We start from the raw sequence: 25,967 nt of genomic DNA, 5'->3' as shown, positions 1-25,967 counted from the left end.
CGGGACCAGTTCCCGTGTCACTGCCCTCCACGCTAGACGGGCGAGGTGAGAGGGCGGTGTGAGCCACCTGGGTAGATCGGCCTACCCGGGTGTGTGCTCGCGCTCTTGCGCGGCGTCGACGACCGTGGACAGCAGCCGCATCAGCTGCTCACCGACGCGCTCGTGCTCGATGAGGAACGCGTCGTGGCCGAACGGGGAGTCGATCACCGCAGGATCGTCGCCGTCGAGATTGCCAGGAACGAGTCGTGCGATTTCACGCTGACCGTCGATCGTGAACAGTCGGTCGCTCGGAATGCCGAGTACCACGGTGGGCATCGTGACGCCCGCGAGGGCCTGCTCGACCCCGCCGCGGCCTCGGCCGACATCGTGCGAGTTCATTGCCTGCACGAGGGTGAGGTAGCTGCCCGCGTCGAAGCGGCGGGTGAACTTGTTGCCGTGGAAGTCTAAGTAGGACTCCACCGCGAACCGCCCCCCGCTTCCGAGTGGGCTCACCGCCGACTGCCACGCGCGGCCGAACCGCTCGTTGAGCTCGGTGAAGCTGCGGTAGTTCAAGAGCGCCATGCGCCGCGCGGTCGCAAGTCCGTGGTGCGGGCCGACCCCGTCAGGGGCGTCGTAGTAGTCGCCGTCCCGGTAGGCAGGGTCTGAGCGGATGGCCTCGAGCTGCACCAGGTTCAGGCCGATCTGGTCGGCGGTCGTGACGGGGGGAGCTGCGATCACCGCGAGGCGCTCGGTGCGCTCGGGGAAGCGGATGGCCCACTCGAGCGCGTGCATGCCGCCCATAGAACCTCCGATGACCGCGGCAAAACGGGCGACGCCGAGCGCGTCGGCGAAGGCGGCCGCGGCCGACACCTGGTCGCGGATCGTCAGGTACGGGAAGCGCGCTCCCCATTCGCGACGGCCGGGGCCGAGTGAGGCCGGCCCGGTAGACCCCTGGCAGCCGCCCAGCACGTTCGGGGCGATGACGCAGTACTGGTCGGTATCGAGCGCGCGGCCGGGGCCGACGATCTCGGTCCACCAGCCGTCGGTCGGGTGGCCGGGCCCCGCAGGCCCGACGAGATGGCTGTCGCCGGTCAGGGCGTGAAACACCAGGATCGCATTGTCGCCAGCCTCGTTCAGCTCACCGAACTGCTCGTAGGCGATGCGCGCGTGTGCAATCTCGGCGCCGGCCTCGGTGGTGACCGTACCGATCGGGACAAATCGGCGCTCACCGACAGGATCGCCGTCACGCCAGGCGCCCGAGATGGGCGGGCGCCCGATGAGCGCACGCAGCTGCGCGTCAGTGATGAAGTCCGTGGGGAATGAGTCCTCGGGCGTCTGCCAGTCCATGTGCTCCATTCTGGCGTGAGATCGGTGGGACCCGCGCAATATGACAGACGCCCCCACCGCGACTTGAAAAGTCGGGGCAGGGGCGTCTGTTTGGGCGTGAATGTTACGCGTTCGCGCGAGCCTCCGCGACGACCTTGCGGGCGGCGGCGAAGCCGGCCTCGAGGTCGGCCTTCAGATCCTCGACGTTTTCGATGCCGAGCGAGAGGCGCACGAGCCCCGGGGTCACACCAGCCGAGAGCTGGGCCTCGGGGGAGAGCTGCGAGTGTGTCGTCGACGCGGGGTGGATGACGAGGCTGCGCACGTCGCCGATGTTTGCGAGGTGGCTGAACAGGTCGAGGTTCTCGACGAGCGCGCGGCCGGCGTCGACCCCGCCCTTGAGCTCGAACGACAGCACTGCGCCGACGCCCTTGGGGGCGTACTTGTTCGCGGCGGCGTACCAGGGGCTCGACGGCAGACCCGAGTAGTTCACGCTCGCGACATCCGGGTGGTTCTCGAGCCACTCGGCAACGTCTTGTGCGTTCTGCACGTGGCGCTCGATCCGCAGCGAGAGGGTCTCGATGCCCTGGATGAGCAGCCAGGCGCTGTTCGGGGCGATCGCCCAGCCGAGGTCGCGCAGCAACTGCACGCGCGCCTTGATGATGTAGGCCAGGCCATCGCCGACCGCGGCCGTGTAGCTTGCGCCGTGGTACGACGGGTCGGGCTCGGTGAGGCCCGGGAACTTCTCGACGTTCTTCGACCAAGCGAACGAGCCGCCGTCGACGACGACGCCGCCGAGCGTGGTGCCGTGGCCGCCGAGGAACTTCGTGGCCGAGTGCACGACGATGTCGGCGCCGTGCTCGAACGGGCGGATGAGGTACGGGGTGGCGATCGTGTTGTCGACGATCAGCGGGACGCCATTCTCGTGGGCCACGTCGGCGACGGCGCGGATGTCGAGCACGTTGATCTTCGGGTTACCGATGGTCTCGGCGAAGAACGCCTTGGTGTTCGGCCGGACCGCGCGCTGCCACTCGGCCACGTCGTCCTGGTTCTCGACGAAGGTGACCTCGATGCCGAGCTTCGCGAGCGTGTACTTGAAGAGGTTGTAGGTGCCGCCGTAGATCGAGCCCGACGAGACGAAGTGGTCGCCCGCCTGGGCGATGTTCAGGATCGCCGTGCTCGTCGCCGACTGGCCGCTGGCGACGAGCAGGGCGCCGGTGCCGCCCTCGAGGCCAGCGAGGCGCTCCTCCACGACCGCCTGGGTCGGGTTCTGGATGCGGGTGTAGATGTTGCCGAACTCGGCCAGCGCGAAGAGGTTCTTTGCGTGGTCGGTGCTGTCGAACACGTAGGACGTGGTCTGGTAGATCGGCACCGCACGCGACTTCGTCGTCGGGTCGGGCTGGGCGCCGGTGTGGACCTGCTTCGTCTCGAAGCGCCAGGTCTGTTCGTTCGTCATGAAAACTCCTTGAAGCGGGTGAAGTGCGTAGGTGGGGGTGACTGCTCTCCCGGAAGCGTAAGCGCGCGTGCTATCCGAGACAAGGGCGAGCGACACGCGCAGTAATGTGTCGCATCTGCCGGGGTTATTTCTCGGGGAGGATCGGCGCGGTCTCGTCGACGAGCTCGCAGCGCTGTCGGCCCGGCCCCCGCACCCACAGCCGATAGCCGAGCAGCAAGAGCAGGATCCAGGCCACCCCCACCAGGATCGCCGGGCGCGTGCTCGGGACGACGGCAATCATGACGATCACGAAGAGCACGAACGCGATCGTCGCATACGAGGCGAACGGCCACCAGGGTGACGGAAACTCGCTCGGCAGGGCGCGCGTGCGGGCAATCTCGCGCTTCATGCGAACGTGGGCGATCAGGATGATCAGCCAGACCAACACGGTCGCGAAGGTGGCGAGCGCCGCGATGAGGAAGAAAATCTGGTCAGGGAAGAGCGCGTTGAGGAGCACGCCGACGAGCAGCGCACCCACCATCGCGACGACCGTGAGCCACGGCACTCCCGTCGAGGTGAGCTTCGTGAAGGCGCGAGGCGCCTGCCCCTGCTGGGCGAGCCCGCGCAGCATCCTCCCCGCGCCAAAGATGTCCGCGTTGATCGCGGAGAGCGCCGCCGTGATGATCACGACGTTGAGGACGTGGGCTGCCCCCGGCAGCCCAAACGCCGCAAAGATCGACACAAAGGGGCTGGTCTCGCCGTCGAAGGTGTTCCACGGCTGCAGGCACATGATGACGCCGAGCGTGAGCACGTAGAACAACAGGATCCGGACCGGGACGGAATTGATCGCCTGCGGGATGACCTTCTTGGGGTTCTGCGCCTCGCCCGCGGTGATGCCGATGACCTCGATGCCGCCGAAGGCGAACATCACGATGGTGAAGGACGCGAGCACGCCCCACAGCCCGTTCGGCATGAACCCGCCGTGTGCGAAAAGGTTCTGCAGCCCGGCGGCATTCTCGGTCTGCGTCTCGAGCCCGAACACAATGATGGCGATGCCACCCGCGATCATGAGCACGATCGCGGTGATCTTGATCAGCGAGAACCAGAACTCCAGCTCGCCAAAGACCTTCACGCTCATGAGATTGAGGGCCGCGATAAAAAAGACCACCGCGAGCACCCAGATCCAGCGCTCGACGTCAGGGAACCAGAACCCCATGTAGAGACCGAACGCGGTCACGTCGGCGAGGGCGACCACGAACATCTCGAAGGTGTACGTCCAGCCCGCGAGGAATCCCGCAAACGGGCCGACGTAGCGCGATGCGTACTGAGCAAAGGATCCCGAGACGGGGTGGCGCACCGCGAGCTCCCCGAGGGCGCGCATCACCATGAAGACCGCGGCGCCGCCCACGATGTACGCCAGCAGGACGGCGGGCCCCGCGGTTTGAATCGCCCCCGCGGAACCCATGAAGAGCCCGGTGCCGATGGCCGAGCCCAGCGCCATGAAGCGAATGTGACGAGCGGTCAACCCGCGCCGGAGTTGGGTGGGAGCCCCCGCGGAGGCGGTCGCGCTTGGAGTCGCCTCAGCGCGTTCGGGGGAGGGGGATGCGGTAGTCATGCGGTCTTCAATGCTACGTGACGTGCGCTGCATTCCAGCCCGGCGGGGCGGTGCAGTAGCCTGCGAAGGAGAACGCTGCCGGATCCTGCGTGGAACCGGCGCACCACAGATATTAGGGAAGAACAGGCGGGACAATGGCGCAGCGCATCGTAGTGACCGGGGCAAGCTCAGGGATCGGGGCCGCGACGGTACGTCGCTTCGCGGCGCAGGGCTGGGAGACTGTGGCGGTTGCCCGTCGTGAGGACCGGCTGCGCGCGCTCGCCGCCGAGACCGGCGCGCACCCCATCGTGTGCGACATCACCGACGAGGCGGACGTTGCCCGGATGGCCGCCGAGGTCGCGTCGACCGGCGGGGCGACGGGGCTCGCCAACGTCGCGGGAGGGGCGCTCGGGGCAGACTCAGTCGAGGCGTCCTCGAATGACGACTGGCGCTGGATGTTTGAGGTGAACGTGCTCGGCCTGCGCTCGGTCACCGCCGCGCTCCTACCCGTGCTGCGCGACGCGGTCCGGGGTGGTGCCGCAGGCGCCACGATCCTGAATCTCACCTCGACGGCCGCACTCGATGCCTACCCGGGCGGTGGCGGGTACAACGCCGCCAAGTTCGCCGCGCACGCCGTGACGGGGGCGCTGCGGCTCGAGCTCGCGGGCGAGCCGATTCGGGTGATGGAGCTCGCGCCCGGCCTCGTGCACACGGAGGAGTTCACCCTCAACCGCCTGCGGGGCGATGCCGCCGCCGCAGAGAAGCCCTACGCCGATGTCACGCCGCTGACCGCCGACGAGGTCGCGGAAGTGCTCGTGGGGGCGTTCGCCCAGCCGGCACACGTGAATCAGGACCTCATCGTGATCCGCCCCGTCGCACAGACGAGCGTGTTCCACACGCACCGCGGGCCGCTGACGCCGAAGGGCTAGTGCCGGGCGGGCTGGTCGTGCGGGGCCGCTTGTGCCGCTTCAACGCCGGTATGTGCGGCGCCTGCGAAGCTCCGTCGCGGGGAGAACGCTGCCTGCTCGGCGGTGAGTACTGTGAGGATGCGGTTGATGTCGCTCCCAGCGACTCCACCCAGTGCGCCGTGCAGCGTGAAGCGCACGGCAGTCTGGGCAAGCTCTGGGTCGATGCCCATCGCGAGGAGCGCGGGGGAGGGCTCGTCGTTGCCTGCGGCGCAGGCCGATCCGGACGAGACGGCAAACCCGGCTGCGTCGAGTGCGACGAGCAACGACTCGCCGCTCACACCCCGCACGACAAACGAGGCGTGGCCCGGGAGCCGCTCCTCGGCGTGGCCCGTGAGCCTCGCGCCCGGCACCTCAGCAAGCACGCGCGATACCAGCGCGTCTCGGCTCTCCATGAGCGCAACGGCCTGCTGGCCAACCGCTGCTCGTGCGGCCACCACGGCGGCCGCAAACCCGGCGATGCCCACGACGTTCTCGGTGCCCGACCGCATTCCGCGCTCCTGCCCTCCACCGTGCAGGAGCGGCTCTACCGGCAGGTGCTGCCGCACGATGAGCGCACCGACTCCCTGCGGCCCACCGAACTTGTGGGAGGCGACCGTCATGGCGTCGATGTCGGCGCCGGGCCAGGCGCCAGCTGAGAGCGACACCGGAAGTGAGGCTGCGGCCTGCACCGCATCGGTGTGCAGCAGCGCTCCGCTCGCGCGCACCTCGCGCGCAAGCGCAGGGAGGTCTTGCACCGTGCCCACTTCGGCATTGGCCAGGCCGATGCTGACGAGGGTGGTGTCCGGTCGCAGCACCGCGGCAGGCTGTGCGGGAGTGACCCGCCCATCCTCACCGACTGGGACGAGGGTGAGTTCGAAGCCGTGCACTCGCTCGAGAAAACGGCAGCTTTCAAGCACCGACGGATGCTCGATGGGTGTCGTCACGAGATGCCGCCCCCGCGGGTTCGCGAGAGCAAGCCCGATGATGGCGAGGTTGTTTGCCTCGGTGCCGCCCGAGGTGAAGATGACTTCGGGCGGGCGCACACCGAACGTGCCCGCGATCTGCTCGCGCGCTTCGGCGACCGTTCCCGCCGCACGATGGCCCGGCCCGTGCACGCTGGAGGGGTTTCCTGGTCCCGCCGCGGCCACCTCGCGCATTCGTTCCAGCGCCTCCTCGCGCAGGGGCGCCGTCGCGGCGGCATCGAGGTAACGGGCGACGCTCACTCTGCGTCGAGCCCGAGGTCGAGCGCCCGAGCGCCGTGAGTGAGGCGACCCACCGAGATCACGTCGACACCGGTACGAGCGATGTCGCCGACGGTGTCGAGATTCACGCCGCCGCTCGCCTCAGCGATTGCGCGGGCGCCGATGAGTCGAACGCCCTCGGCCAGGTCAGTGAGCGAGAAGTTGTCGAGCAAAATGCCGGTGACCTCTGCGGCGAGTACCGCTTCGACCTGATCGAGGCGATCGACTTCCACAATGATCGACACGGTGTGCCCCGCGCGCCGACGCAGCTCACGCAGCGCCGTGGTCGTGGAATCGCCGTCAACTGCGCCGATCGCCGCGAGGTGGTTGTCTTTGATCATGATGGCGTCGGAGAGCCCGAATCGGTGGCTGGAACCACCACCCGCCGAGACTGCGTGCTTCTCGAAGGCACGCAGGCCGGGCGTCGTTTTTCGAGTGTCCGCGATCCTCGCGCTGGTGCCGCTCACCGCGTTCACATACTCCGCGGTGAGCGTTGCAATACCGCTCATGCGCTGAGTGAAGTTCAAGGCAACGCGTTCTGCGGTCAGGATCCCGCGTGCGGGGCCTGACACCCGCCCGAGCGTGTCGCCAGGTGAGAACCGAGCTCCGTCGCTCAGCATGTCGCTCACCGCAATGCGTGAGTCAGTCTGCCGAAAGCACTCGGTGAGCACTCGGCCTCCCGCGAACACCCCGGCTTCGCGCGCGACGATCGCAGCGGTCAAGCTCGTACTCTCGGGAATCGCGAGCTCGGCGGTCTGGTCACCCCATGGTGCGTCTTCGGCGAGCGCTGCCTGCACCGTACGTTCAATGGTCTGCTGAGTCAGCACGGGTGCGGCTCCTTTGCTGCGTTGGCCCAGATTGGGGTGGTGGGGAGGGGGGTGGCGTTCGCGGCGAAGGTCACCCGCATCGAGCGCCGCAGGGCCTGGTCGGGGTCGGTCGACGGGTAGTCACTGCGCTGGTGCGTGCCGCGAGATTCGGTGCGGGTCTCCGCCGCCGCGAGCACCAGGGACGCGAGCTGGGCGGTCTGGCCGGACGACGCCGCGAACACCTGCGATGCGGCCCGAAAGTCCTCTTCGCTGCGCACGATGCCGAGGCCGCGGTCTACCGCAGCTGCGACGGCGGCCGCATCGGGAGACGCAGTCTGGTCGAGGGGAGATCTCCCTCCCTCGACGGTGACAACAAGCTGCTCGGCTTCGAGGTTTCTCATCTCGTCGCCTGAGTACGACCAATCGCGTGTCGATTCACGCACCCCGGCGATGCCGATCGCCGCGGCCGCTCGGCCCGCGCGCGCGCCGAACACGAGCCCCTCGAGGAGAGAGTTCGAGGCGAGACGGTTCGCGCCGTGCACGCCGGTAGCGGCGATTTCTCCCGCGGCAAAGAGGCCAGGCACGCTCGTTCTCGCATCGAGATCTGTCGCGATGCCGCCCATGCAGTAGTGGGCGGCGGGCGACACCGGAACCGGTTCGCGCGCCCAGTCGTGCCCCGCGGCGGAGATTGCTGCGGTGATAGCCGGGAACCGCTTCGCGAGCGCGCCCCTCGCGAAGGAGGAGCCACGCGCAGGCACGTCGAGCGCGGTCGCGTCGAGCCACACCGAACTGCCGCCGTGCTCCCGCAGCACGCGGTGAATCTCGCGAGACACGACATCGCGGGGGGCGAGATCTCCCAGAGGGTGCGCGTCACGCATGAAGGGGCGCCCGGCGCTGTCGCGCAGCACCGCTCCGGCCCCGCGCACTGCCTCAGAAATGAGTACCCCTGTGCCGTGCAACACGGTCGGGTGAAACTGCACAAACTCGAGGTCCGTGAGTGTCGCGCCTACGCGTGCCCCGAGGAGTATTCCGCTGCCATGCATCCCCACCGCGTTGGTGCTGCGCGGGTACAGCCCCGCGTACCCGCCGGTCGCGAGTATTACGGCGTCGGCTGAGTGCGTGACTATGGCGCCAGAGGCGTCCTGCAGCCTCGCGCCTTGCGCTTTTCCGTCTGTCACGATCAGGCTCACGGCGGTGTGCTCGGGCAAGACGAGCACTCGCCCGAGTCGCACTTCGCGGAGCACTCGCCCGCGCAGGAAGCTGTGGAGCGTCGCCCCGGTGCGATCTTCACCAGCGTGCACGATGCGGTGCTCGCCGTGAGCGCCTTCGAGACCCATGACGGGGTCACCGGCCGCGTCCCGATCGATCGCGAAGCCATCACCGATGATGTCGAGCATCGCCCGAGCCCCGTGGGTGGTGAGCAGGGTGGCCGCACGAAGGTCGACGAGGCCAGCGCCAGCAGCCACTGTGTCGGAGGCGTGCCGCGACGGATGATCGTGTGCCCCGATCGCCGCGGCGATTCCGCCCTGCGCAAGCTGGGTATTGCCGCCCCGCTCGGTAAGGTCGCGCCCCTCGGCGACGAGCGTGACATCTGCGCCCGCGTGGGCCGCGCTCAACGCACTCGACAGCCCAGCCACGCCGGTGCCGATGATGAGGATGTGCGCGCTCATGGTCGTGCGGCGAGCATGCGTTCGAGCGCAACCCGCGAATCGCGTGCCACGCGCTCATCGACACGAATCTGGTTGGGGGTCTCACCCCTTACGAGGGCTTCGAGTGTCCAAGCGAGATAGGCGGGGTGGACGCGATACATCGTCGAACAGGGGCAGACTACGGGGTCGAGGCAGAAAATGGTGAGTTCGGGGTACTGCTGCTGCAGGCGATTCACGAGGTTGATTTCGGTGCCGACCGCGAACACGGTGCCGGGGGCGGCGGCGTCGATTTGCTGGCGAATGTACTCCGTGGATCCGGCGCCATCGGCGGCCTCAACAACCGGTGCTGGGCATTCGGGGTGCACGATCACGCGCACCCCCGGGTACTCGGCGCGTGCCTGTTCGATCTGAGCGACGGTGAATCGCTTGTGCACCGAGCAGAAGCCATTCCACAAAATCACCTTCGAGTCGCGCAGCTGGTCACTGGTGTTCCCGCCGAGGGGGAGGTGTGGGCGCCAGAGGGGCATCAGGTCCTCGGGTATGCCCATAGCCTTCGCCGTGTTGCGCCCGAGATGCTGATCGGGGAAGAAGAGTACGCGCTGACCGCGTTCAAAGGCCCACTGGAGTACCGTGCGCGCGTTCGATGAGGTGCAGACGATGCCACCGTTGCGGCCGCAAAATGCCTTGATTGCCGCTGAAGAGTTCATATACGTGACCGGAACGACGGCCTGCAGTCCGGTGCGAGTCTCCCCAGTGCCCGTCACCTCGAGCGTGGCCATGAGGCTTTTCCAGCAGTCTTCAACCTGCTCGATGGTTGCCATGTCGGCCATCGAGCAGCCCGCTGCGAGGTTGGGCAGAATCACCGACTGTTCAGGGGCAGAAAGAATGTCTGCGGTTTCGGCCATGAAGTGCACGCCGCAGAACACGAATGATTCAGCCTCGGGGTGCTGTTTCGCGGCCTGTGCGAGCATGAAAGAGTCGCCGATGAAGTCGGCATACTTCACGATCTCGTCGCGCTGGTAGAAGTGTCCGAGAATCCGCACGCGATCACCGAGGGCCGCTTTTGCCTGGAGGATCCAGGTGTCGAGTTCTTCGTCGCTCGCGTTGGTGTAACGATCGGGCAGCGGGCCCTGGCGGGGGGAGGTTTCCGGGATCGCGTCGGCGACCGAAGCGCCGGGGCCATAGCCGGTGGCGCGATCGATCGCCCACGGATCTTTCGCGAGCTCGGTGCCGCAGGCGCTTGCGCCGGTAGCCCGGAGCGCTATCGGGCGCCGCCCTGCTGCCCGCATGGCGGGCCTCGCGGCCTCGCCTTCTTGGGTTTCGCGCTCGACTGCGGTTCGAATGAGTTCTTGCACGCTGGTCATTGCATGCTCCCTGTGTTCTACTCGGCGACAATTCGTGGGGTGGTCTGTGGTTGATCAGAGTTGGCCGCGGGCTCGTCGCGGAAGCGGTAGAGCCGGGCCGGGCGGTGCGCCGAACCAGTGAGAAACTTGCCGGTCTCAATGAGGCTTCCGCTCGCGATCGATTGCCGTCTGAAGTTCGCTGGATCAACCGCGTGGCCGAGGATCGCCTCGTGCACTCGCCTGAGCTGTGCGAGGGTGAATGTCGGGCTGAGGAATCGATGAGCGACTGCTGAGTACTCGGTCTTGATGCGTAGTCGCCAGAGCGCATACTCGACGATCTCGGCATGGTCGAAGGCGAGTGGTGGGAGGCGGTCAGCTGGGAACCAGGCGACATTGGGGTCGGGGGTCTGCGCGAGGCCGGGCCGAGCGGGGTGCGGCCCGGCGGTCGGCGCGGGAGGAAGATCATCCCAGCGAAGCGGCACCCCGGGGCGGTCTGCGGGTGCCCCGCGCGACTCTTCCGGGGCGGTGTCGATCGGCGGCGCCGCAAAATCTTGTTCGCCGTACTGCGCCCAGTACGCGATGGTGACGAGCCGCTGAGCGTGTGCTGAGCGCTCGATGGCTCCAAATGCGTACAGCTGTTCCAGATAGCCCGGCTTGCGTAGGACCGTGTCGCTCACCGCGCGAAGCGCGGTGTCGGAGAGGGTCTCGTGCCATTCGGTAGGCCCCCCGGGTAGCGCCCAATGCCCGGCGAACGGTTCACGGGTTCGCCGAACGAGCGGGATCCAGAGGGCTGCCTCGGCGTCTGTCGCACGAGCGTCTGGATCGCCCATGGGCGCGTCTCGGGGGAGGTCAACCGCGAACGCGACCGTTGAGACGGCGATCGCAGGTGGCAGGGTGCGCCGCTCGCTCGCGCTGGTGTGTGCATAACGCACGCGGACTCCTCGGTGGCATTATTCTTCGTCGATCGTCTTATGGTCAGATTGACCATAAGTAAACCTAGTCCTATCGTGAGGCATGTCAAATTGTTGGGGTTGAGGTAGGTGCATGGAGGGGTCGCAGAAACGCCAACGCAGCTGCGCGCCGTCACCTCGACGGCCGTACTCGATGCCTACCCGGGCGGTGGCGGGTGCAACGCCGCCAAGTTCGCCGCCCGCGCCGAAGGCGTAGCGCGCACGGTAGTGCTGCACGAGCGCGCACATCGCGCAGGAAACGAACAATTCGCGCAGTCGACTCACGCCAGACAATTGACTGAAGTCAAAATTACATAAAGTATTTCCATTGCCGTGCATGGAATTGGAGAAACAATGAAGACTTCGAGTCAGGTGACCGCTGTGGGTGCGGTCATTGCTTCCCTGCTGCTCGCAGGCTGTAGCGGGGCCGGGGCAGACGCTCAGTCGCAGCTCGCCCAGTACTCGGGCTGCGTTGCCGTCGGCACCCAGGAGCTCACGCTGGTGGCCCAGGGTGAGGATTGCGGCGCGGGCCTGGTCCCAGTGGTGTGGAGCGGCGAAGCCGCGACAGAGGTGACCGGTGAGCCGGGCGCACGTGGGCTGACGGGAGCTCCCGGGCCGGCGGGCGCAGCCGGTGAAGCCGGCCGTGCAGGATCCCCGGGTGCTACCGGATCGCCCGGGTCCCCGGGGTCCCCGGGGGTCGCCGGTGCCCCTGGCAAGACCGGGAGCCAGGGTGTGGCTGGCACGCCCGGTGCTGATGGGGTCGACGGGGTCGACGGTGCTGACGGTGCTGACGGGGTCGACGGTGCTGACGGGGTCGACGGTGCTGACGGGGTCGACGGTGCTGACGGGGTCGACGGTGCTGACGGGGTCGACGGTGCCGATGGGGTCGACGGTGCCGATGGTGCCGACGGGGTCGCCGCCTGGACAGCGGTCTCGGCATGGAACGCGGTGACACCGTACACGGCGGGCCCGCCGAGCTCGGTGGTCACGCACGGCGGCAGTGCCTATGTCGCGGCGCAGTCGAACGTCGGCGCCGAGCCCGGGGTTTCGACTGCTTGGATCGCCGTCGCAAGCGTTGGAGCGAAGGGCGAGAAGGGCGAGAAAGGTGACAAGGGCGAGAAAGGCGACCTTGGAGAGCAGGGAGCTCCCGGCGAAAACGGGGAGGCGGGCCTGAACGGCCTGATGGGCGAACAGGGAGAACAAGGCGAACCGGGCGTCCCCGGAGCTCAGGGGCCGATGGGCCCGCAAGGCCCGGCAGGACCGGCGGGCGTATCAACACTCGATCAGTACTTCGGTCAGTCGACGTTTGGAATCCCGAGGTATGAACCTGACGGCTGCACCACGGGGACGCTTGTGCTGAACGCGACCAGTGTTGGTGGGGGACCGTCCCCCATGGGGGTCTTGGCGGATGGTCGGCTGCTCGCGATCAGCACAAACCAAGCACTGTATTCCTTGCTCGGAACTCGGTTCGGTGGGGACGGCCAGCACACCTTTGCCGTGCCCGATATGCGTGCAATCACTCCCAAGGGAATGTCGTGGTCCATCTGCACCCTCGGATTCTACCCGGGGATTCAGTAGACGACGACGCTCGCTAGTGGCGACCCATTGCGGAAGGGCCAGACTTGGCGGGCAACTCCGCGGTGAAGCGCGTGGGGCTCCAGCGCCCCGCGAGCTCGTCGTCCACCGGCACGCCTGTGACGAGGTCGGCGAGGAGCTCGCCCAGAAGGGCCGAGACTTTGAATCCCTCGCCTGAGTCGCCGCAGGCGATCGTTACCTCGGGTCGGACCCGTCCGATCACGTAGTCTCCGTCAGCCGAGTCCGTCCACGTGCATACTTGGGTGTTGAGGACAAGCGGGCTGACGCGGGCGAGGTCGCGCTCCACCCGCGCGCGGATGAGCTCAGTGCGCTCGGGCACCTCGGCGCGATCAAGATCGTCCCCAAGGGTGCCGCCCGAGAGCGGCCGCAGCGGGGTGTCGAGCCCGACCTTGTAGCCGGCGTCGCCCGACGGCATCGCATAGATCCCGGGAACGGAATCGGTCGGGCCGTCGAATAGGGCGGGAAGATCAGGGGCGGGCGGACGCTGCAACGGGTCGCCGAAGTACACAACCTGCTCGAGATATGGCGTGAGTGAGATATCGAGGCCGAGGGTCCTGAGGATCGGTCCCGACCCGGGGCCTGCCGTGACGAGCACCTGCTCGGCGTCGAGCGCGTCGCCACTGGCGAGCGCGACCGTGGCGAGGCCGTTCGCCGTCGAAACCCCCACCACTTCGGTCTGGGGGAGGTAGGTGCCGCCGGCTGCGGTGAACGCCGCGAGCGCGCGCGAAATCAAAACGTCGGCGTGCACGACCCCGGCGTCGGGCACGAAGATCGCGTCCCGGCCGTCGGGGCGAAGTCCCGGGATGAAGTCGCCGACGTGATCCGCGGGCACCTCGGTGTGCGCAATGCCGATCGCCGCGATCGACTCGCGTGCAGCTGGAAGTGAGAGGTCGTCGCGCCAGAGCATGCCCGTGTGTCGAAACACCGGGGTGCCGACTCGTTTGCCGAGGCGCTCGAAGGCACCGACCGTCCCCGCCAACATGCGCGCCCGCCACGGTTCGGTGTCGGCGAGGCGCCACAGCCGGCTGCTGCCGCCGGAGGACGCGAACACGGAGCCGGCATCGAAGCGCTCGATGAGGGTGACGGCGAAGCCGCGATCCTGCAGCTGGAGGGCGGCGGGCGTGCCCCAGGCTCCCGCCCCGATGACGATGATGCGGGTCGGGGAATCGGGCTGCGCCGCCAAGTTCTGCATCTCATCATTCTGGCACCAGGCCACGGACCCCGCGCTCGCCGCGGGGCGACTACCCTAGAGCCTGTGAGCATTTATCTTTTGGGCGGGGGCTCCGCCGAGCTCGTTGAATCTGACTTCTCGCGCGAGCTTCGCGCCGTGGCCCGGTTGGCGGAGGCGAAGCCGGCCCTGCTGATCCTGGGCGACGCCGTCGCGGGCGCAGCCCTCGCCGAGCGCCTCGGCGCGTCGCTCGTCGACGCGAGCGACGTCGACGCGGTGCGCGCGGCGCACGGCGTCGCGATCCTGGGCAAGGACCGGCGGGCGATCGCCTCCGGCCTCGCCCCCATCTCTGAGGCACTGCGCGACGCCGTCGGTGGGGGCGCACCCTACCTCGGCATTGGCGCTGGCGCTGCGCTTGCCGGCGACGCAGCGATCCTCGGCGGCGGCGAGATCGGCGGCGTTCCCGTCGGGCCGCTCGGCGACGATTCTGAGGTCGAGCTCGGCGAAGGAGCTGGCCTCGTGGACCTCCTCATCGAGGTCGACGCGATCGGCGGCGGCACGCTGCCGCGCCTGATCGCGGTCGCTGAGGCGGGGCTCGTCGGCCAAGCGCTCTCGGTCGATGCCGGTACCGCACTCATCGTCGGCCAGGGCGCGCTCGTCGTGCAGGGCAGCGGCAGCGTCTGGCAGGTCGTCGCCGGCGACGGCTCGGTCACGGTGTCGACGCTCGGCGCCGAGTAGGGCGCTCGTGGCTGAGCCTGGGGGCCGAGCGGAACCGTCGGCCGGGCCTCCCGTGCTGCCGGAGCTGCTGACGCACCCCGGACTGGCCGCGGACTGGGCCGAGGCGCTCGCCCCGCTCGTGCCCGAGCTCTCGCTGATCGGGCGCTTCCTGACCCGCGAGCGCGAGGCTGGCGTCGAGATTCTGCCTGCCGAGGAACGGATCTTCGCGGCGTTTCGCACCCCGCTTTCGCGGGTGCGGGTGCTGATCGTGGGGCAGGATCCCTATCCCACCCCGGGGCACCCGATCGGGCTCTCGTTCGCCGTTGACCGGGCTGTGCGACCACTGCCGCGGAGCCTCCAGAACATCTCGCGCGAGCTCGTCGACGACCTGGGCGTCGCTCCGCTGCCGCACGGCGACCTGGGCTCCTGGGCAGACTCGGGGGTGTTGCTGCTCAACCGCGTGCTGACGGTGCGCGCGGGTGATGCGGGCTCGCACCGCGGCCGCGGCTGGGAGAGCGTGACAGAACACGCGATTCGTGCCCTCGTGGCCCGGGGCGGTCCGCTCGTGGCGATCCTGTGGGGGAACGATGCGCAGAAGCTCGCGCCGCTGCTCGCGGGAGTGCCCGTCATCTCGAGCGCCCACCCGTCGCCACTGTCGGCGCGGCGCGGATTCTTCGGATCGCGGCCATTCAGCCGGGCGAACGAGGCGCTCGTCGCCCAGGGCGCCGAGCCGATCGACTGGGAGATTCGGGACTAGCGACTGCGTCCCGGAGGCAATCGGGCGAGCTACCGCGGCAAAGCCTCGAGGAAGCTGAGGCTCTCGTCCGAGATGATCTGCCGGGCTGCGTCGTGCGAGATGCTCGGCACGCCATCGCCTGGCTGTTCGCCGTAGTCCCCGAAGAATGAATGAACGGCGCCGTCGACCACGACAGATGAGGTGTCTGCCGGAAGATCCGCCTGCGAGGCTCGAATCTTGGCGGGAGTCGCCAAGCCGTCCAACGAGCCAGAGATGGACAGCACCTGGGCGGACAGCGCGCTCATGTTGGTGGCCGGGTACGAGGCGTAGAGCATGAGGCCGATGACGGGACGGCTCGCGGCATCGCTGAACGACTCGGCATTGATCGCCGCGACGGTACCGCCAAGCGAGTGGCCCCCAACGACCCAGCTGCTGATGCCGTCAGCGGTGTCTCGCGCCGTTTCGAACGCGCCCGTGGACAGGAATGCAATTCCGAGGGGCTGTTTCGGGATCCACACGCGGTACCCGTTCTCGGCCAGCGGCCGCAGCACCGCAGCATAGGCGCGGGCATCGACGCGCGCGCCTGGCTGGAAGAACACGCCTCTCTCGTGTGTCTGACCGGTCGGGGAAAACGTGATGCCGGTGGGGGTTTCGGTGACCGTCACCGCGGCGTCGGAGCGCATGGCCGAGAGCGCGGGTTCGGTGGCGGAGAAGGGGACGAGCCAGGCGCAGATCCCAATGATGACAAGCGAACCGGCCATCAGGACAGCGCGGAGCACCTTGAAACGACGCGGAGCCACCGGGCGCGGGCGCCACGCGCGGACGCCGCACACTGCGCTGACAACGAGGACGGCGGCGAGCAGAACGGTGTAGGCCGGGTGCCCATGGATCAGCATGGGCCCGGTCGCCCAAGCGGCCCAGGAGGTCACGAGTATGCCGGAGGTGGAGATCGCGCGCGTCAACCACAGGAACACCGTGTCGCTCGAGGTCGCGGTCCCGGCGTTCGGCTGGTTGGTCTGGGGAGAGGGTTCCTCAGGGTACGTCATCGATCACTCCGATTCGATAGGTGCGCGGCCCAGCAAGCGGGTGCTCCATTTTCGCATCGAAGCGCGACGCTCGCTCATCAGAGCCCCGCGCGCAGCTGCAGCCAGGCCGCGAGCCGGGCGTCGGCGCGGTCAAGCGCGATGCCGTGCACGTCTTCGGCTCGCCGCAGCCGCTGCCGCACGGTGTTCTCGTGCACGCCGAGCTCGCTTGCCGTCTGGGCGACATTCCCGAAACACTGCAGCCACACCAGGATGGTCTCGGCGATCACCCGTGTCGAAGTGCGCGCCGCGAGGGCGGTCAGCGCGGGGTCACGCAGCTCGTCAGCACCGGCCAACAACTCGGCCGCGCGTTCCACGACGAGGAGGGGCCGGAGTGCCTGCGCCGTGAGTACCCGAGGGATCCCGGGGTCGACCGAGCGGAGGGCGGACTCGATGAGCCGGTCCGCGAGCGCCCGGGCATTCGCGACCTCGCTCGGGCGATGCGCGGGCCCCGCCAGCGCGACGCGCGTTCCGGGCAGGATGAGGCGGTCGATGAGGGGGAGCAGCGCGGCGGCGGACTCGGACGCGGCGTCGGGCCCGGTTCCCGGGAGGAGCGCGTACACGCGGCCGCGATGGGCGACGGCGACCGCGTCCGGGCGATCGAGCCACAGGTGTCGGAGGGCGGTCGAGCGGAGCTGGGTGAGTGTCACCGGGTCATCGTTTGGCAGCGCGAAGGCGAGCAGCGTGGCGCCAGCCTCGTCGGGCACGCCGAGCTCGGCGAACTCGCTGCCGGTCAGGTCGATCCCGGTCAGCAGAGTGCGTAGGCGGTCCTCGCGCGGGCGCTGGTTCGCCTCACGCAAGCGCAGGTCATCGAGTAGGAGGGCGCTCGTGAGCGCCGCCGCGCGCCGGATCGCTGACTCGCGTTCGGTGCTCAGTGTTTCGCTCGCGTGGGCGTCGATCGCCCAGATGCTGCCGAGTGGCAGGTTGCCGGCCCGGATCGCGAGGGCCACCCGGGGCTCCTCATCGTCGAGCCGCGGGTAGATCACCGGGCTATCCGTGCGCAACACCGTGCGGTACTGGTCGTCATTGAACGGGGACTCCGGCACCTGGCGGGACAGGATGCCGTGGGTGCGGAGGGTGTCGATGAGCTGGCCTGGGACCGAGGAGTACGCGAGGATGCGGCGGTTGAGATCTTCGATCGCGACCGAGCCGCCGAACACCTCCGCGAGCTCGTTCGCGATGGCAAACAAGGGCTCGGCCTGGGCTTGGTTGGGCGAGGTGTGCTCCTCGAACGCGGCCTCACCCAGGTACCGGGTGAGCTGACCGTCGAGCAGGCGCCAGCTAATGCGGTCGGCGACGAGGACGATCGGGAGCCCGCTCGACTCGGCGACAGCTGCGAGCGCCGGCGCCCGCTCGGGGCTGCCTTTGAGGGCGATCCCGGAGGCTCCCGCGGCTGCCGCAGACGTGGCGAGGGCACCCAGTCGGGCCAAGCTCAGCGAAGACGCGGAGGGGAGCAGCAGCAACGTCCCCGGTGAATCGGGCAGGTCATCCGAGACGTCAAGAAACTCGGTGCCGGTCACGGCAGTCGTGCCCGAGACGGTGCCCATCAGGCGCGCGGTGCGCGGGCCGAGGAGGGCAAGCAGTGCCTCGAGTTCGACCCTCGGCACGGGCGGCGTCGCGGGGAGTGGTGTGGGAAACACTGCGTTCATGCGCCAAAGCTATCCGATTTCTCCAGAGTTCTCGACGATTTGTCGACGTAGCCTGGGGCCAGCGACATTGGAGTCGCGTGCGAAGGAGTCCTGATGAGCGTGCACCAACCTGCCCCGGCCGGCACCCGGCTCGACGAGCTGTGGCGGATCCTGCCCGAAGAGAGCGCTGCGAGCGCCGACGGCGTACTCGAGATAGGTGGCGTCTCGGTCACCGAGCTCGCGGAACGCTTTGGCACCCCGCTCCACGTCTATGACGAGACGGGGCTGCGTCGTCAGATTCGCCGGTTCGTCGAGGGGTTGCGTGAGCGCTGGCCCAACTCTGAGGTGCTGTACGCCTCGAAGTCGCTGCCCGCCGTCGGGATGTACCGCGTCGCGCAGGAGGAGGGCCTCTCGGTCGACATCGCCGGCGGCGGCGAGCTTGTGCTCGCCCTCTCGGCTGGGATGGACCCCGCGCGCCTGTACTTCCACGGCAACGCGAAGACCGATGCTGAACTGGCGATGGCCCTCGAGGCCGGGGTCGGCACGCTCATTGTCGACAACGAGGACGAGCTTGACCGGCTCGAGCGCCTGCTCACCCGCCCGCAGCGGCTCCTGCTTCGCGTCATCCCCGGCGTCGAAGCGAAGACGCATGCGTCGCAGGCAACCGGCGGCCTCGAGTCAAAGTTTGGCCTGCCGATGGACCAGGCGGCCCACGCTATCGAGCGCATGCGCGCGCACCCCCTCATGGACTTCCAGGGAGTCCACCTCCACATCGGATCCCAGATTCTCGACACCGAGCAGTTCGCTGAGGCCGTCGCGAAGATCTCGTCGGTCGGAACGTTTGGCACCTACGACGTCGGGGGCGGTCTCGGCATCAGTTACACCTACGACGAGGTGGCCCCGCCCGTCGACGAGTACCTGGACGAGATCGTCGCCGCCGCGAAGCGGAACCTGCCGGCCGACGCCCGGATCATGATCGAGCCCGGCCGTTCAGTCGTGGCGCGGGCAGGCGTCACGCTCTATCGAGTCGTCACGGTCAAGCGCACGGGCCACACCTTCGTCGCGGTCGACGGCGGGCTCGCGGACCAGATGGATATCGCGCTCACGCAGCAGCGGTATGAGGCGATCATCGCCGACCGCCTGGCCGAGCCCTGGACGGAGACGGTGCAGCTCGTGGGCCGCCAGTGCGAGTCGGGAGACCTGCTTGTCGACGGAGCGCCCATGCCGCCCGCGCGAGTGGGCGACCTTGTCGTCATGCCGGCGACCGGGGCCTACGCCTACACGATGTCCAACAACTACAACGGCGCGCTCAAGCCCGCGATCGTGTTTGTGCGCGACGGTGAGGCCCGCCTCGTCACGCGCCGCGAAACCTACGACGACCTCCTCGCCACCCACGCTCCCGCATTCGCGGAAGCGACGCTCTAACAAGAAGGCACAGAAGACAATGAAGTTTTCACGCACACTCACCCTGATCGGTTCCACCGCGGCGATCGCCGCGCTCATGTTGAGCGGTTGCTCGTCCGGGTCGACTGACACGGGCGACACCTCTGGCCCGAACCTCCCCGTCGGCGACGAGATCTCGACGAAGGCCGATCCCGCCCTGCATGATCTCCTGCCCGAGGACATCCAGCAGAAGGGCAAGATCGACGTTGCCGTCGATATTCCCTTCCCGCCCATGGCAATGTACGACGACAACAACCGCGAAATCGGCTTCGACCCCGAGCTGGCGCGCCTGCTCGGGCAGAAGCTCGACATCGACGTGTCGTTGAACAAGCAGGCCTTCGACTCGGTGATCCCGTCGCTCCAGGCGAAGAAGAACGACATCATCATGAGCGGTATGAACGACACTCCTGAGCGGCAAGAGACGCTGAGCTTCGTGAACTACACGCACGGCGGCTTCGCGATCCTGGTCCCCGAGGGCAACCCCAAGAGCGTCGGCACTCAGCTAGATCTCTGCGGCAAGACCGTCGCGGTGCAAAAGGCGACCGTGCAGGGCGACCTGTTGCGCGCCATGGACTGCGGCTCGGATCCGGTGACGGTGATGGAGCTGCCGCTCGACACCGATGCGCAGACCGCGCTGCGGGCGAGCAAGAGCGACGCGTATGTCGCTGACGCCGTCGTCGCCGAGTACGTCGCCGCGACGGTCGAGGACGGCGGCGCGTTCGACGTCGTGCGCGACCCGAAGAACCCCGCCGGATTCAACCCGGTCTACAGCGGCATCGGGATCCTGAAAGACCGCACTGAGCTGATCGACGCGATCCAGCAGGGCCTGCAGGCGCTCATTGACGACGGCAGCTACGCCCAGGTGCTCGAACGCAACAACATCCAGGCGTACGCCATCGAGTCCGCCGAGGTCAACCAGGGGGCGGGCGAGTAATGTCCGCCGCGAACCCTCAGCTCACAGAACGTTCGGGAGGTGCCCCGACCGACCTCTCCAATGAGGACGACGTCGTCGCGATCCCGCTGCGCAGACCCTGGCGACTCATCAGCGCGATCATCGTCCTCCTTGTCTTCGCAGGGTTCATCGGCTCGGTGGCCACGAACCCGAACATCGACTTCGGTGCGGTGGGGCAGTTCCTGTTCGACAAGCGCATCTTGGAGGGCGCCTGGCTGACGATCGTCATCACCGCCATCTCGATGGTGGTCTCGACGGTGCTCGCCGTGATCGTCGCGGCGATGCGGCTCTCGTCAAACCCCGTGCTCAGTTCGGTCGCCTGGTTCTACGTCTGGGCCTTCCGCGGTACGCCGCTGCTCGTGCAGATCGTGCTCTGGGGCTACCTGGGGCTGCTCTACGAGAAGCTCACGCTCGGCGTCCCGTTCACCGACATCGTGTTCTGGCAGATTGACACGAATCAGCTGATCTCGGCGTTCGTCGCGGGCCTCTTGGCCCTCACGCTCAACCAGGCCGCCTACTCGTCGGAGATCGTGCGCGCCGGCATGGTCTCGGTGGACGAGGGTCAGCGCGAGGCCTCGTACTCGCTCGGCATGTCGCCGCTGTACACGTTCCGTCGGGTGCTCTTGCCCCAGGCGATGCGCGTGATCATCCCGCCGATGGGCAACGAGCTCATCTCGATGCTGAAGAACACTTCGCTGCTCTCGGTCATCGCCGTGCTCGAGCTCTACACCCAGGCATCGATGATCTCGTCGCAGAACCTCAAGCAGGTCGAGCTGCTGATCGTCGTGAGTGCCTGGTACCTCTTCATGACGAGCGTGCTCTCCATCCCGCAGTACTACCTTGAGCGCCGCTTCGGCCGGGGGAGCAGCCGCTCGTTGCCGCCCACGCCGATCCAGCGGATGCGACAGGCCTTCGCGAACCGGCGCCCCGGCCCCGCGCCCGCGCCTGAGACGACAGCAATTGAGGTCCAGCCATGACGATGATCGATCAGACGCTGCCCGGCGGTCCCGCCATCGGCGACGACTCCCTCGTGCAGATTCGACGGGTGCGCAAGAGCTTTGGCGCCCACATGGTGCTGCGCGACGTCTCACTCGAGGTGCCGGCGGGTACCGTGACCGTGCTGCTTGGCCCCTCGGGGTCGGGGAAGTCGACGTTGCTGCGCTGCATCAACCACCTCGAGACCATCGACGGCGGCCGAGTCATCGTGGACGGTGAGCTGATCGGCTATCGCCAGGCGGGTCACAAGATCCACGAGATGACGCCAAAGGAGATCGCGAAGCAGCGCCGCAGCATTGGCATGGTGTTTCAGCGCTTCAACCTGTTCCCGCACATGACGGCGCTCGAGAACATCATCGAAGCGCCGACCGGCATCGCGGGGCGGCCGAAGGCGGAAGCACGCGCCCGCGGGCTCGAACTGCTCGATCGAGTGGGGCTCGCGGACTTCGCGAACCACTACCCGGCGCAGCTTTCGGGTGGCCAGCAGCAGCGCGTCGCGATCTCGCGGGCGCTCGCGATGGAGCCGAAGCTCATGTTGTTCGACGAGCCGACCAGCGCGCTCGACCCCGAACTCGTCGGCGACGTGCTCGACGTCATGCGCGAACTCGCCGACTCGGGCATGACCATGATTGTGGTCACGCACGAAATCGGCTTCGCCCGTGGGGTCGCCGATCAGGTCGTCTTCATGGACGGCGGCGTCGTGGTCGAGGCCGGGAAGCCGAGCGAGGTGCTCGACAACCCGCAGCGACAGCGCACCAAGAACTTCTTGGAAAGCGTGAGATAGCTCGTCCTGAGCGCAGAGAGCGGGCCAGGTGGGATTTCTCCCGCCTGGCCCGCTCTCTTGTGCAGGATCGAACGCTAGCCGCTGATCACCCGGGTCGCCGCGACGCTCTTCAATCCCTCGACCGAAAACTCGAGCCCGTAGCCGGACTGCTTCGACCCGCCGAACGGGACGAGCGGGTGCAGCCCGCCGTGGCTGTTGATCCAGACGGTGCCGGCCTCGAGGCGGCCGGCGACCTCGAGCGCGCGCTCGCGGCTCGAGGACCAGACCGAGGCGCCGAGGCCGACGTCGAGGCCGTTCGCCCACTCGATCGCCTGGTCGACGGTGGAGTAGCGGATAATCGGCAGCGCCGGCCCGAACTGCTCTTCCGTGACAAGGTCGTTGTCGTTGTCGATGTCCGCAACGAGGGTGGTCGGGTAGAAGTTGCCCGCGGCCTCCCGGTTGGGCTCGCCGCCGAGCACCACGCGGGCGCCCGAGGCCTTCGCCGACTCGACGAGGCGGTCGACGATGTCGAACTGCTGACGGTTCTGCAACGGCCCGAGCACATTGCCGGCGTCGAGGCCGCGGCCCATAGGGACGTTGGCGGCGAGGGCCGCGAGGGCCGCAACCACGCGGTCGTACACGGCGTCGTGGACGTAGAGCCGCTTGAGCGCGGCGCAGGTCTGGCCCGTGTTAATGAACGCGCCCCAGAACAGGTCCTCGGCGATCGCCTCGGGGTCGACATCGTCGAGCACGACGCCGGCGTCGTTGCCGCCGAGCTCAAGGGTGAGTCGCTTCACGGTGTCTGCGGAGGACCGGATGATGGCCTTGCCGGTCGGGGTCGAACCGGTGAACATGATCTTGTCGATCTCGGGGTGCGCAGTGAGCGCCGCGCTGACCTCGCGGTCGCCGCTGACGACCTCGAGCACGCCGGCGGGCAGCACCTGGTTCATCACCTTGACGAGCGCGAGCACGCTCAGCGGGGTGTGCTCGGACGGCTTGACGACGACCGTGTTGCCCATGCGGAGCGCCGGGCCAATCTGCCAGATCGAGATCATCATCGGCCAGTTCCACGGGCCGATCGCGGCCACGACGCCGAGCGCGCGGTACGTGAGCACGGCGCGGCCGCTTGCGTCGTCGACGAGGGTTTCGGGCTCGAGCACGGTGTCGGCGGCGTTGCGCAGCCAGAGTGAGGATCCGCCCACCTCGAAACGGGCGTTCGGGCCGTCGAGCGGCTTGCCCTGCTCGCGCGAGAGCAGCTCTGCGAGCGCCTCCGACGAGGCATCAATCGCGTCGGCGGCGGCGTGCAGCAGGCGGCTGCGCTCGGCGTGGCCGAGGGCCTCCCACGCGGGCTGCGCGGCGCGGGCTGCAGCGACCGAGCGCTCCAGGTCCTCGGTCGTGTGGACCGGCGCGGCGCCGACGAGCTCGCCGGTGGCCGGGTCGAAGATGTCTCGTCCGGTGCCGGGCTCGGCCGCGACCGCTCCCAAGAGTTCGTCGAACGTCTGCATGGTTGCTCCTTTTGCTGCTTCATTGCCGCGTCCACTCCAATACGGATGGACAGTGCTTCTACGATACGTCGGTGCCGGCAGGATCCGCCCGGCGTGCGCGCTCACTTGTTGGAGATTCGCGCAGAAATGTTGATGCTAAGACGCCTCGGCTCGAAACTCCTCGATGAGCGCACGGGCGGTTGTGATCCCAGTCTCGATCGCCCCATCAACGACGACACCGTTCCATCCCTTCGCCCAGTCGGCGCCGGCAAAGCGGAGCCGGCTTTCGGCGCCTCGGAAGAGGTTCCAACCGCGGGTGAATTGACCCGAGCGCGGCGTCGCCCAGGTCTGCCCCGACCACGGATCGGCAGCCCAGTCGTGCCCGGTCGACTCGATGACCTCAAAATCGGGGCGCCAGAGTCGCACGATTTCCTGGACCGCGGCGGCGTCATTGAGGTCAAGGCGGGTGTGGTCTGGCCCAAAACCGACCAGGATCGTGGTGCCGTCTTCGAGGAAGTACTCGCTCCGGATGAGCGCGAGGGGGTGATCGGGGGAGGTCGTTGCGGGCGCATAGGCGATGATCGAGTGGTGTCCCTGGATGCGGATCCACACCTTCATGCCCGTGCAGTTGAATCCCTCGTCGATGACGTCGCGCTGATCCTGCCCCAGTGCGGGCGAGAACTCGAGGGTGTCGAGCGCGCCCAGCGGGGCAGTCACGATGACGGCGTCCGCGTCGATCCGCTCGCCGGTCGCGAGCGTGACGGCGGCGCGATCCGCTGCGTGCTCGACGCGCGCGACGGGGGTATTGAGCTGAATCTCGCAGCGGAGGTCGGCCGCGATCGCCTGGGTGATCGCACCCATCCCGTTCGTGAGTTTGAATCGCAGGGTCTGGTCGTCGAGCAGCGAGAGGCGGTGGTCGCTCAGCGAGGCCCAGTGCTTCGCCATGAGCGGCGAGGCGGTCGCGGTCGAACCGTTGTAGCCGGCAGACCAGTAAGCGTCGGCGAGGTCGAACTCCTCCTGGGTGAACGTGCCCTCGCGCAGGGCGTCGAGCACCCCGCCGGTGTCGGCGGCGCGGAAGCGGTCCTGGGCCTCGGGGGTGCCCGTCTCGAGCACGTGCAGGGGGTCGTGCGGATAGGGAAAGAGCTCGCGCGAGCCCTCGAAGATGGCCGCCTGTGGGCGCTCGAGAAGCGCGTCGAGCTCGGCCTCGGTGCCGTGGTGGACCGCGCCGCCGCTGATCCAGTAGGCGTCGTCCGCGACCGGGCTGGGGTAGATCGACTGGCCGTAGCGCGTGATCTCGTTCCAGATGAACGGTTGCATCCAGTGCACCCAGGTGGCGCCGATCTCGAGGGCGTGGCCCAGGCGCTCGTCGGTCCAGGCGCGGCCGCCGACCCGGTCGCGGGCCTCGAGCAGCGTGACGCGCACGCCGGCACCTTCGAGTTCGCGGGCGGCGACGAGGCCTGCAAAGCCTGCGCCGACGATGACGACGTGGCGGGAGTGAAGCGCGGGAGAGGGAGACATGAGAACCGCCTTTGGTGTGTGAGGGCGTCGACTGTGACGTGGCTCGCCGTCGCCATTTTCGGCTGAGCGAGCTGCGATCACGGTAACCCTATACATCTGTATAGTCAAGCGTTGCCTGTGCCAGGACAGCCGAATCGGGAAGTTATCCACAGATTCGCGCAGCCCGTTGTGTGTGGCCAGCGGGTCTTGTTGACTCAACACATCGCCCAGTTCCGGGCAGTTTGAATTCATCCGCAGGGCGAATCGGGGGCGATTCGCACGCGACGGACCGAGGCATACAGGAGCTTCACAATGGCAAATATCAGTGTTTCTTACGGCGAGATCGAGCAAGCGGCGTCGCAGCTGGGTGCGGGGCGCGACGAGATTGCCCAGCGGCTGCGCGGCATGCAGGCGCGCATCAGCGGCCTGGTGAGCTCCGGGTTTGTGACGGACCAGGCCTCAGCGAAGTTTGACGGCGCGTATGGCGAGTACACGGCGAGCGCCAACACGGTCATCGACAAGTTGACGGAGATACAGGCATTTCTCACGCAGACCGCGAACGCGATGCGCGAGCTGGACGCGCAGATCGCCGCGAAGATCAACTAGTCGAGGGCGGTGCGGCGGAGGCGGTGAGGGGC

General features: G+C 68.0%; 22 protein-coding genes. 9 read left to right on the top strand and 13 right to left on the bottom strand.

Annotation, left to right across the window (positions count from 1 at the left end):
* Positions 1 to 81 precede the first annotated feature (81 nt).
* The 3 genes from metX to KOE53_RS11080 all read right to left on the bottom strand — a co-directional run bounded on the left by metX (position 82) and on the right by KOE53_RS11080 (position 4,352).
* Positions 82 to 1,326, bottom strand: a complete 1,245-nt coding sequence (gene metX, locus KOE53_RS11090; protein WP_188058541.1) for a homoserine O-acetyltransferase MetX — start codon at positions 1,324 to 1,326, stop codon at positions 82 to 84.
* A gap of 103 nt (positions 1,327 to 1,429) precedes the next feature.
* Positions 1,430 to 2,758 carry a bifunctional o-acetylhomoserine/o-acetylserine sulfhydrylase gene (locus tag KOE53_RS11085; protein WP_188058540.1) on the bottom strand — a complete coding sequence of 443 codons (1,329 nt, stop codon included), beginning with the start codon at positions 2,756 to 2,758 and terminating at the stop codon, positions 1,430 to 1,432.
* Positions 2,759 to 2,882: 124 nt separating this feature from the next.
* A complete protein-coding gene (locus KOE53_RS11080; RefSeq protein WP_188058539.1) occupies positions 2,883 to 4,352 on the bottom strand; it encodes an amino acid permease in 1,470 nt (489 codons plus the stop codon).
* A 134-nt stretch (positions 4,353 to 4,486) separates the two neighbouring features.
* Between KOE53_RS11080 and KOE53_RS11075 the strand changes: the two genes are divergently transcribed.
* Positions 4,487 to 5,260, top strand: a complete 774-nt coding sequence (locus KOE53_RS11075; protein WP_188058538.1) for an SDR family NAD(P)-dependent oxidoreductase — start codon at positions 4,487 to 4,489, stop codon at positions 5,258 to 5,260.
* On the opposite strand, the gene KOE53_RS11070 is transcribed toward KOE53_RS11075, so the two are convergent.
* The 5 genes from KOE53_RS11070 to KOE53_RS11050 are packed head-to-tail and all read right to left on the bottom strand — an operon-like array spanning position 5,257 to position 11,249.
* Complete coding sequence (locus tag KOE53_RS11070; RefSeq protein WP_188058537.1) at positions 5,257 to 6,501, bottom strand: cysteine desulfurase family protein; 1,245 nt, start codon at positions 6,499 to 6,501, stop codon at positions 5,257 to 5,259. The genes KOE53_RS11075 and KOE53_RS11070 overlap by 4 nt on opposite strands.
* Positions 6,498 to 7,346, bottom strand: coding sequence for a carboxylating nicotinate-nucleotide diphosphorylase (nadC, locus tag KOE53_RS11065; RefSeq protein WP_188058536.1), 849 nt, complete (start codon positions 7,344 to 7,346; stop codon positions 6,498 to 6,500). The genes KOE53_RS11070 and nadC overlap by 4 nt, the downstream gene beginning before the upstream one ends.
* Positions 7,340 to 8,995 carry an L-aspartate oxidase gene (locus KOE53_RS11060; protein WP_188058535.1) on the bottom strand — a complete coding sequence of 552 codons (1,656 nt, stop codon included), beginning with the start codon at positions 8,993 to 8,995 and terminating at the stop codon, positions 7,340 to 7,342. Before KOE53_RS11060 ends, nadC begins: the two co-directional genes overlap by 7 nt.
* The gene (gene nadA / locus KOE53_RS11055) at positions 8,992 to 10,338 is read right to left on the bottom strand and encodes a quinolinate synthase NadA (protein ID WP_188058534.1); all 1,347 of its coding nucleotides are present in this window, start codon (positions 10,336 to 10,338) and stop codon (positions 8,992 to 8,994) included. The genes KOE53_RS11060 and nadA overlap by 4 nt, the downstream gene beginning before the upstream one ends.
* Positions 10,339 to 10,355: 17 nt before the next feature.
* Positions 10,356 to 11,249 (bottom strand): NUDIX hydrolase, encoded by an 894-nt coding sequence (locus tag KOE53_RS11050; RefSeq protein ID WP_188058533.1) that lies wholly within the window; start codon positions 11,247 to 11,249, stop codon positions 10,356 to 10,358.
* Positions 11,250 to 11,621: 372 nt separating this feature from the next.
* Here KOE53_RS11050 and KOE53_RS13740 point away from each other — a divergent pair, with 372 nt between their 5' ends.
* Complete coding sequence (locus KOE53_RS13740; RefSeq protein ID WP_188058532.1) at positions 11,622 to 12,845, top strand: tail fiber protein; 1,224 nt, start codon at positions 11,622 to 11,624, stop codon at positions 12,843 to 12,845.
* A gap of 13 nt (positions 12,846 to 12,858) precedes the next feature.
* Here the strand turns inward: KOE53_RS13740 and KOE53_RS11040 are convergent, their stop codons facing one another.
* Positions 12,859 to 14,055, bottom strand: coding sequence for an NAD(P)/FAD-dependent oxidoreductase (locus tag KOE53_RS11040; protein WP_188058531.1), 1,197 nt, complete (start codon positions 14,053 to 14,055; stop codon positions 12,859 to 12,861).
* A gap of 63 nt (positions 14,056 to 14,118) precedes the next feature.
* Here KOE53_RS11040 and KOE53_RS11035 point away from each other — a divergent pair, with 63 nt between their 5' ends.
* Both KOE53_RS11035 and KOE53_RS11030 read left to right on the top strand, forming a co-directional pair.
* Positions 14,119 to 14,769, top strand: coding sequence for a type 1 glutamine amidotransferase family protein (locus KOE53_RS11035; RefSeq protein ID WP_188058530.1), 651 nt, complete (start codon positions 14,119 to 14,121; stop codon positions 14,767 to 14,769).
* Positions 14,770 to 14,776: 7 nt separating this feature from the next.
* Positions 14,777 to 15,505: a uracil-DNA glycosylase gene (locus KOE53_RS11030; RefSeq protein WP_370566970.1), complete on the top strand. Its 729-nt coding sequence runs from the start codon at positions 14,777 to 14,779 to the stop codon at positions 15,503 to 15,505.
* A gap of 29 nt (positions 15,506 to 15,534) precedes the next feature.
* On the opposite strand, the gene KOE53_RS11025 is transcribed toward KOE53_RS11030, so the two are convergent.
* Together KOE53_RS11025 and KOE53_RS11020 are read right to left on the bottom strand one after the other, a co-directional pair.
* Entirely contained in the window at positions 15,535 to 16,530 is a 996-nt protein-coding gene (locus KOE53_RS11025) for an alpha/beta hydrolase (protein ID WP_188058528.1), read from the bottom strand.
* 77 nt (positions 16,531 to 16,607) lie between these two features.
* Positions 16,608 to 18,215 (bottom strand): PucR family transcriptional regulator, encoded by a 1,608-nt coding sequence (locus KOE53_RS11020; RefSeq protein ID WP_188058527.1) that lies wholly within the window; start codon positions 18,213 to 18,215, stop codon positions 16,608 to 16,610.
* 93 nt (positions 18,216 to 18,308) lie between these two features.
* Between KOE53_RS11020 and lysA the strand changes: the two genes are divergently transcribed.
* The 4 genes from lysA to KOE53_RS11000 are packed head-to-tail and all read left to right on the top strand — an operon-like array spanning position 18,309 to position 22,369.
* Complete coding sequence (gene lysA, locus KOE53_RS11015; RefSeq protein WP_188058526.1) at positions 18,309 to 19,619, top strand: diaminopimelate decarboxylase; 1,311 nt, start codon at positions 18,309 to 18,311, stop codon at positions 19,617 to 19,619.
* Positions 19,620 to 19,638: 19 nt separating this feature from the next.
* Positions 19,639 to 20,571, top strand: coding sequence for an ABC transporter substrate-binding protein (locus KOE53_RS11010; protein ID WP_188058525.1), 933 nt, complete (start codon positions 19,639 to 19,641; stop codon positions 20,569 to 20,571).
* Positions 20,571 to 21,566, top strand: a complete 996-nt coding sequence (locus KOE53_RS11005) for an amino acid ABC transporter permease (RefSeq protein ID WP_188058524.1) — start codon at positions 20,571 to 20,573, stop codon at positions 21,564 to 21,566. The genes KOE53_RS11010 and KOE53_RS11005 overlap by 1 nt, the downstream gene beginning before the upstream one ends.
* Positions 21,563 to 22,369: an amino acid ABC transporter ATP-binding protein gene (locus tag KOE53_RS11000; protein WP_285895464.1), complete on the top strand. Its 807-nt coding sequence runs from the start codon at positions 21,563 to 21,565 to the stop codon at positions 22,367 to 22,369. The genes KOE53_RS11005 and KOE53_RS11000 overlap by 4 nt, the downstream gene beginning before the upstream one ends.
* Before the next feature lie 74 nt (positions 22,370 to 22,443).
* Here the strand turns inward: KOE53_RS11000 and KOE53_RS10995 are convergent, their stop codons facing one another.
* Together KOE53_RS10995 and KOE53_RS10990 are read right to left on the bottom strand one after the other, a co-directional pair.
* Positions 22,444 to 23,853 (bottom strand): aldehyde dehydrogenase family protein, encoded by a 1,410-nt coding sequence (locus KOE53_RS10995; RefSeq protein WP_188058523.1) that lies wholly within the window; start codon positions 23,851 to 23,853, stop codon positions 22,444 to 22,446.
* A gap of 135 nt (positions 23,854 to 23,988) precedes the next feature.
* A complete protein-coding gene (locus KOE53_RS10990) occupies positions 23,989 to 25,350 on the bottom strand; it encodes an NAD(P)/FAD-dependent oxidoreductase (protein ID WP_188058522.1) in 1,362 nt (453 codons plus the stop codon).
* 291 nt (positions 25,351 to 25,641) lie between these two features.
* Here KOE53_RS10990 and KOE53_RS10985 point away from each other — a divergent pair, with 291 nt between their 5' ends.
* The gene (locus tag KOE53_RS10985) at positions 25,642 to 25,935 is read left to right on the top strand and encodes a WXG100 family type VII secretion target (protein WP_188058521.1); all 294 of its coding nucleotides are present in this window, start codon (positions 25,642 to 25,644) and stop codon (positions 25,933 to 25,935) included.
* Positions 25,936 to 25,967 lie beyond the last annotated feature (32 nt).

It is taken from the genome of Leucobacter sp. CX87 (genome assembly GCF_018682295.1).
GTDB lineage: Bacteria > Actinomycetota > Actinomycetes > Actinomycetales > Microbacteriaceae > Cx-87.
Note: the sequence above shows the minus strand (reverse complement) of the source record. Positions and strands in the feature narration are given on the sequence as shown.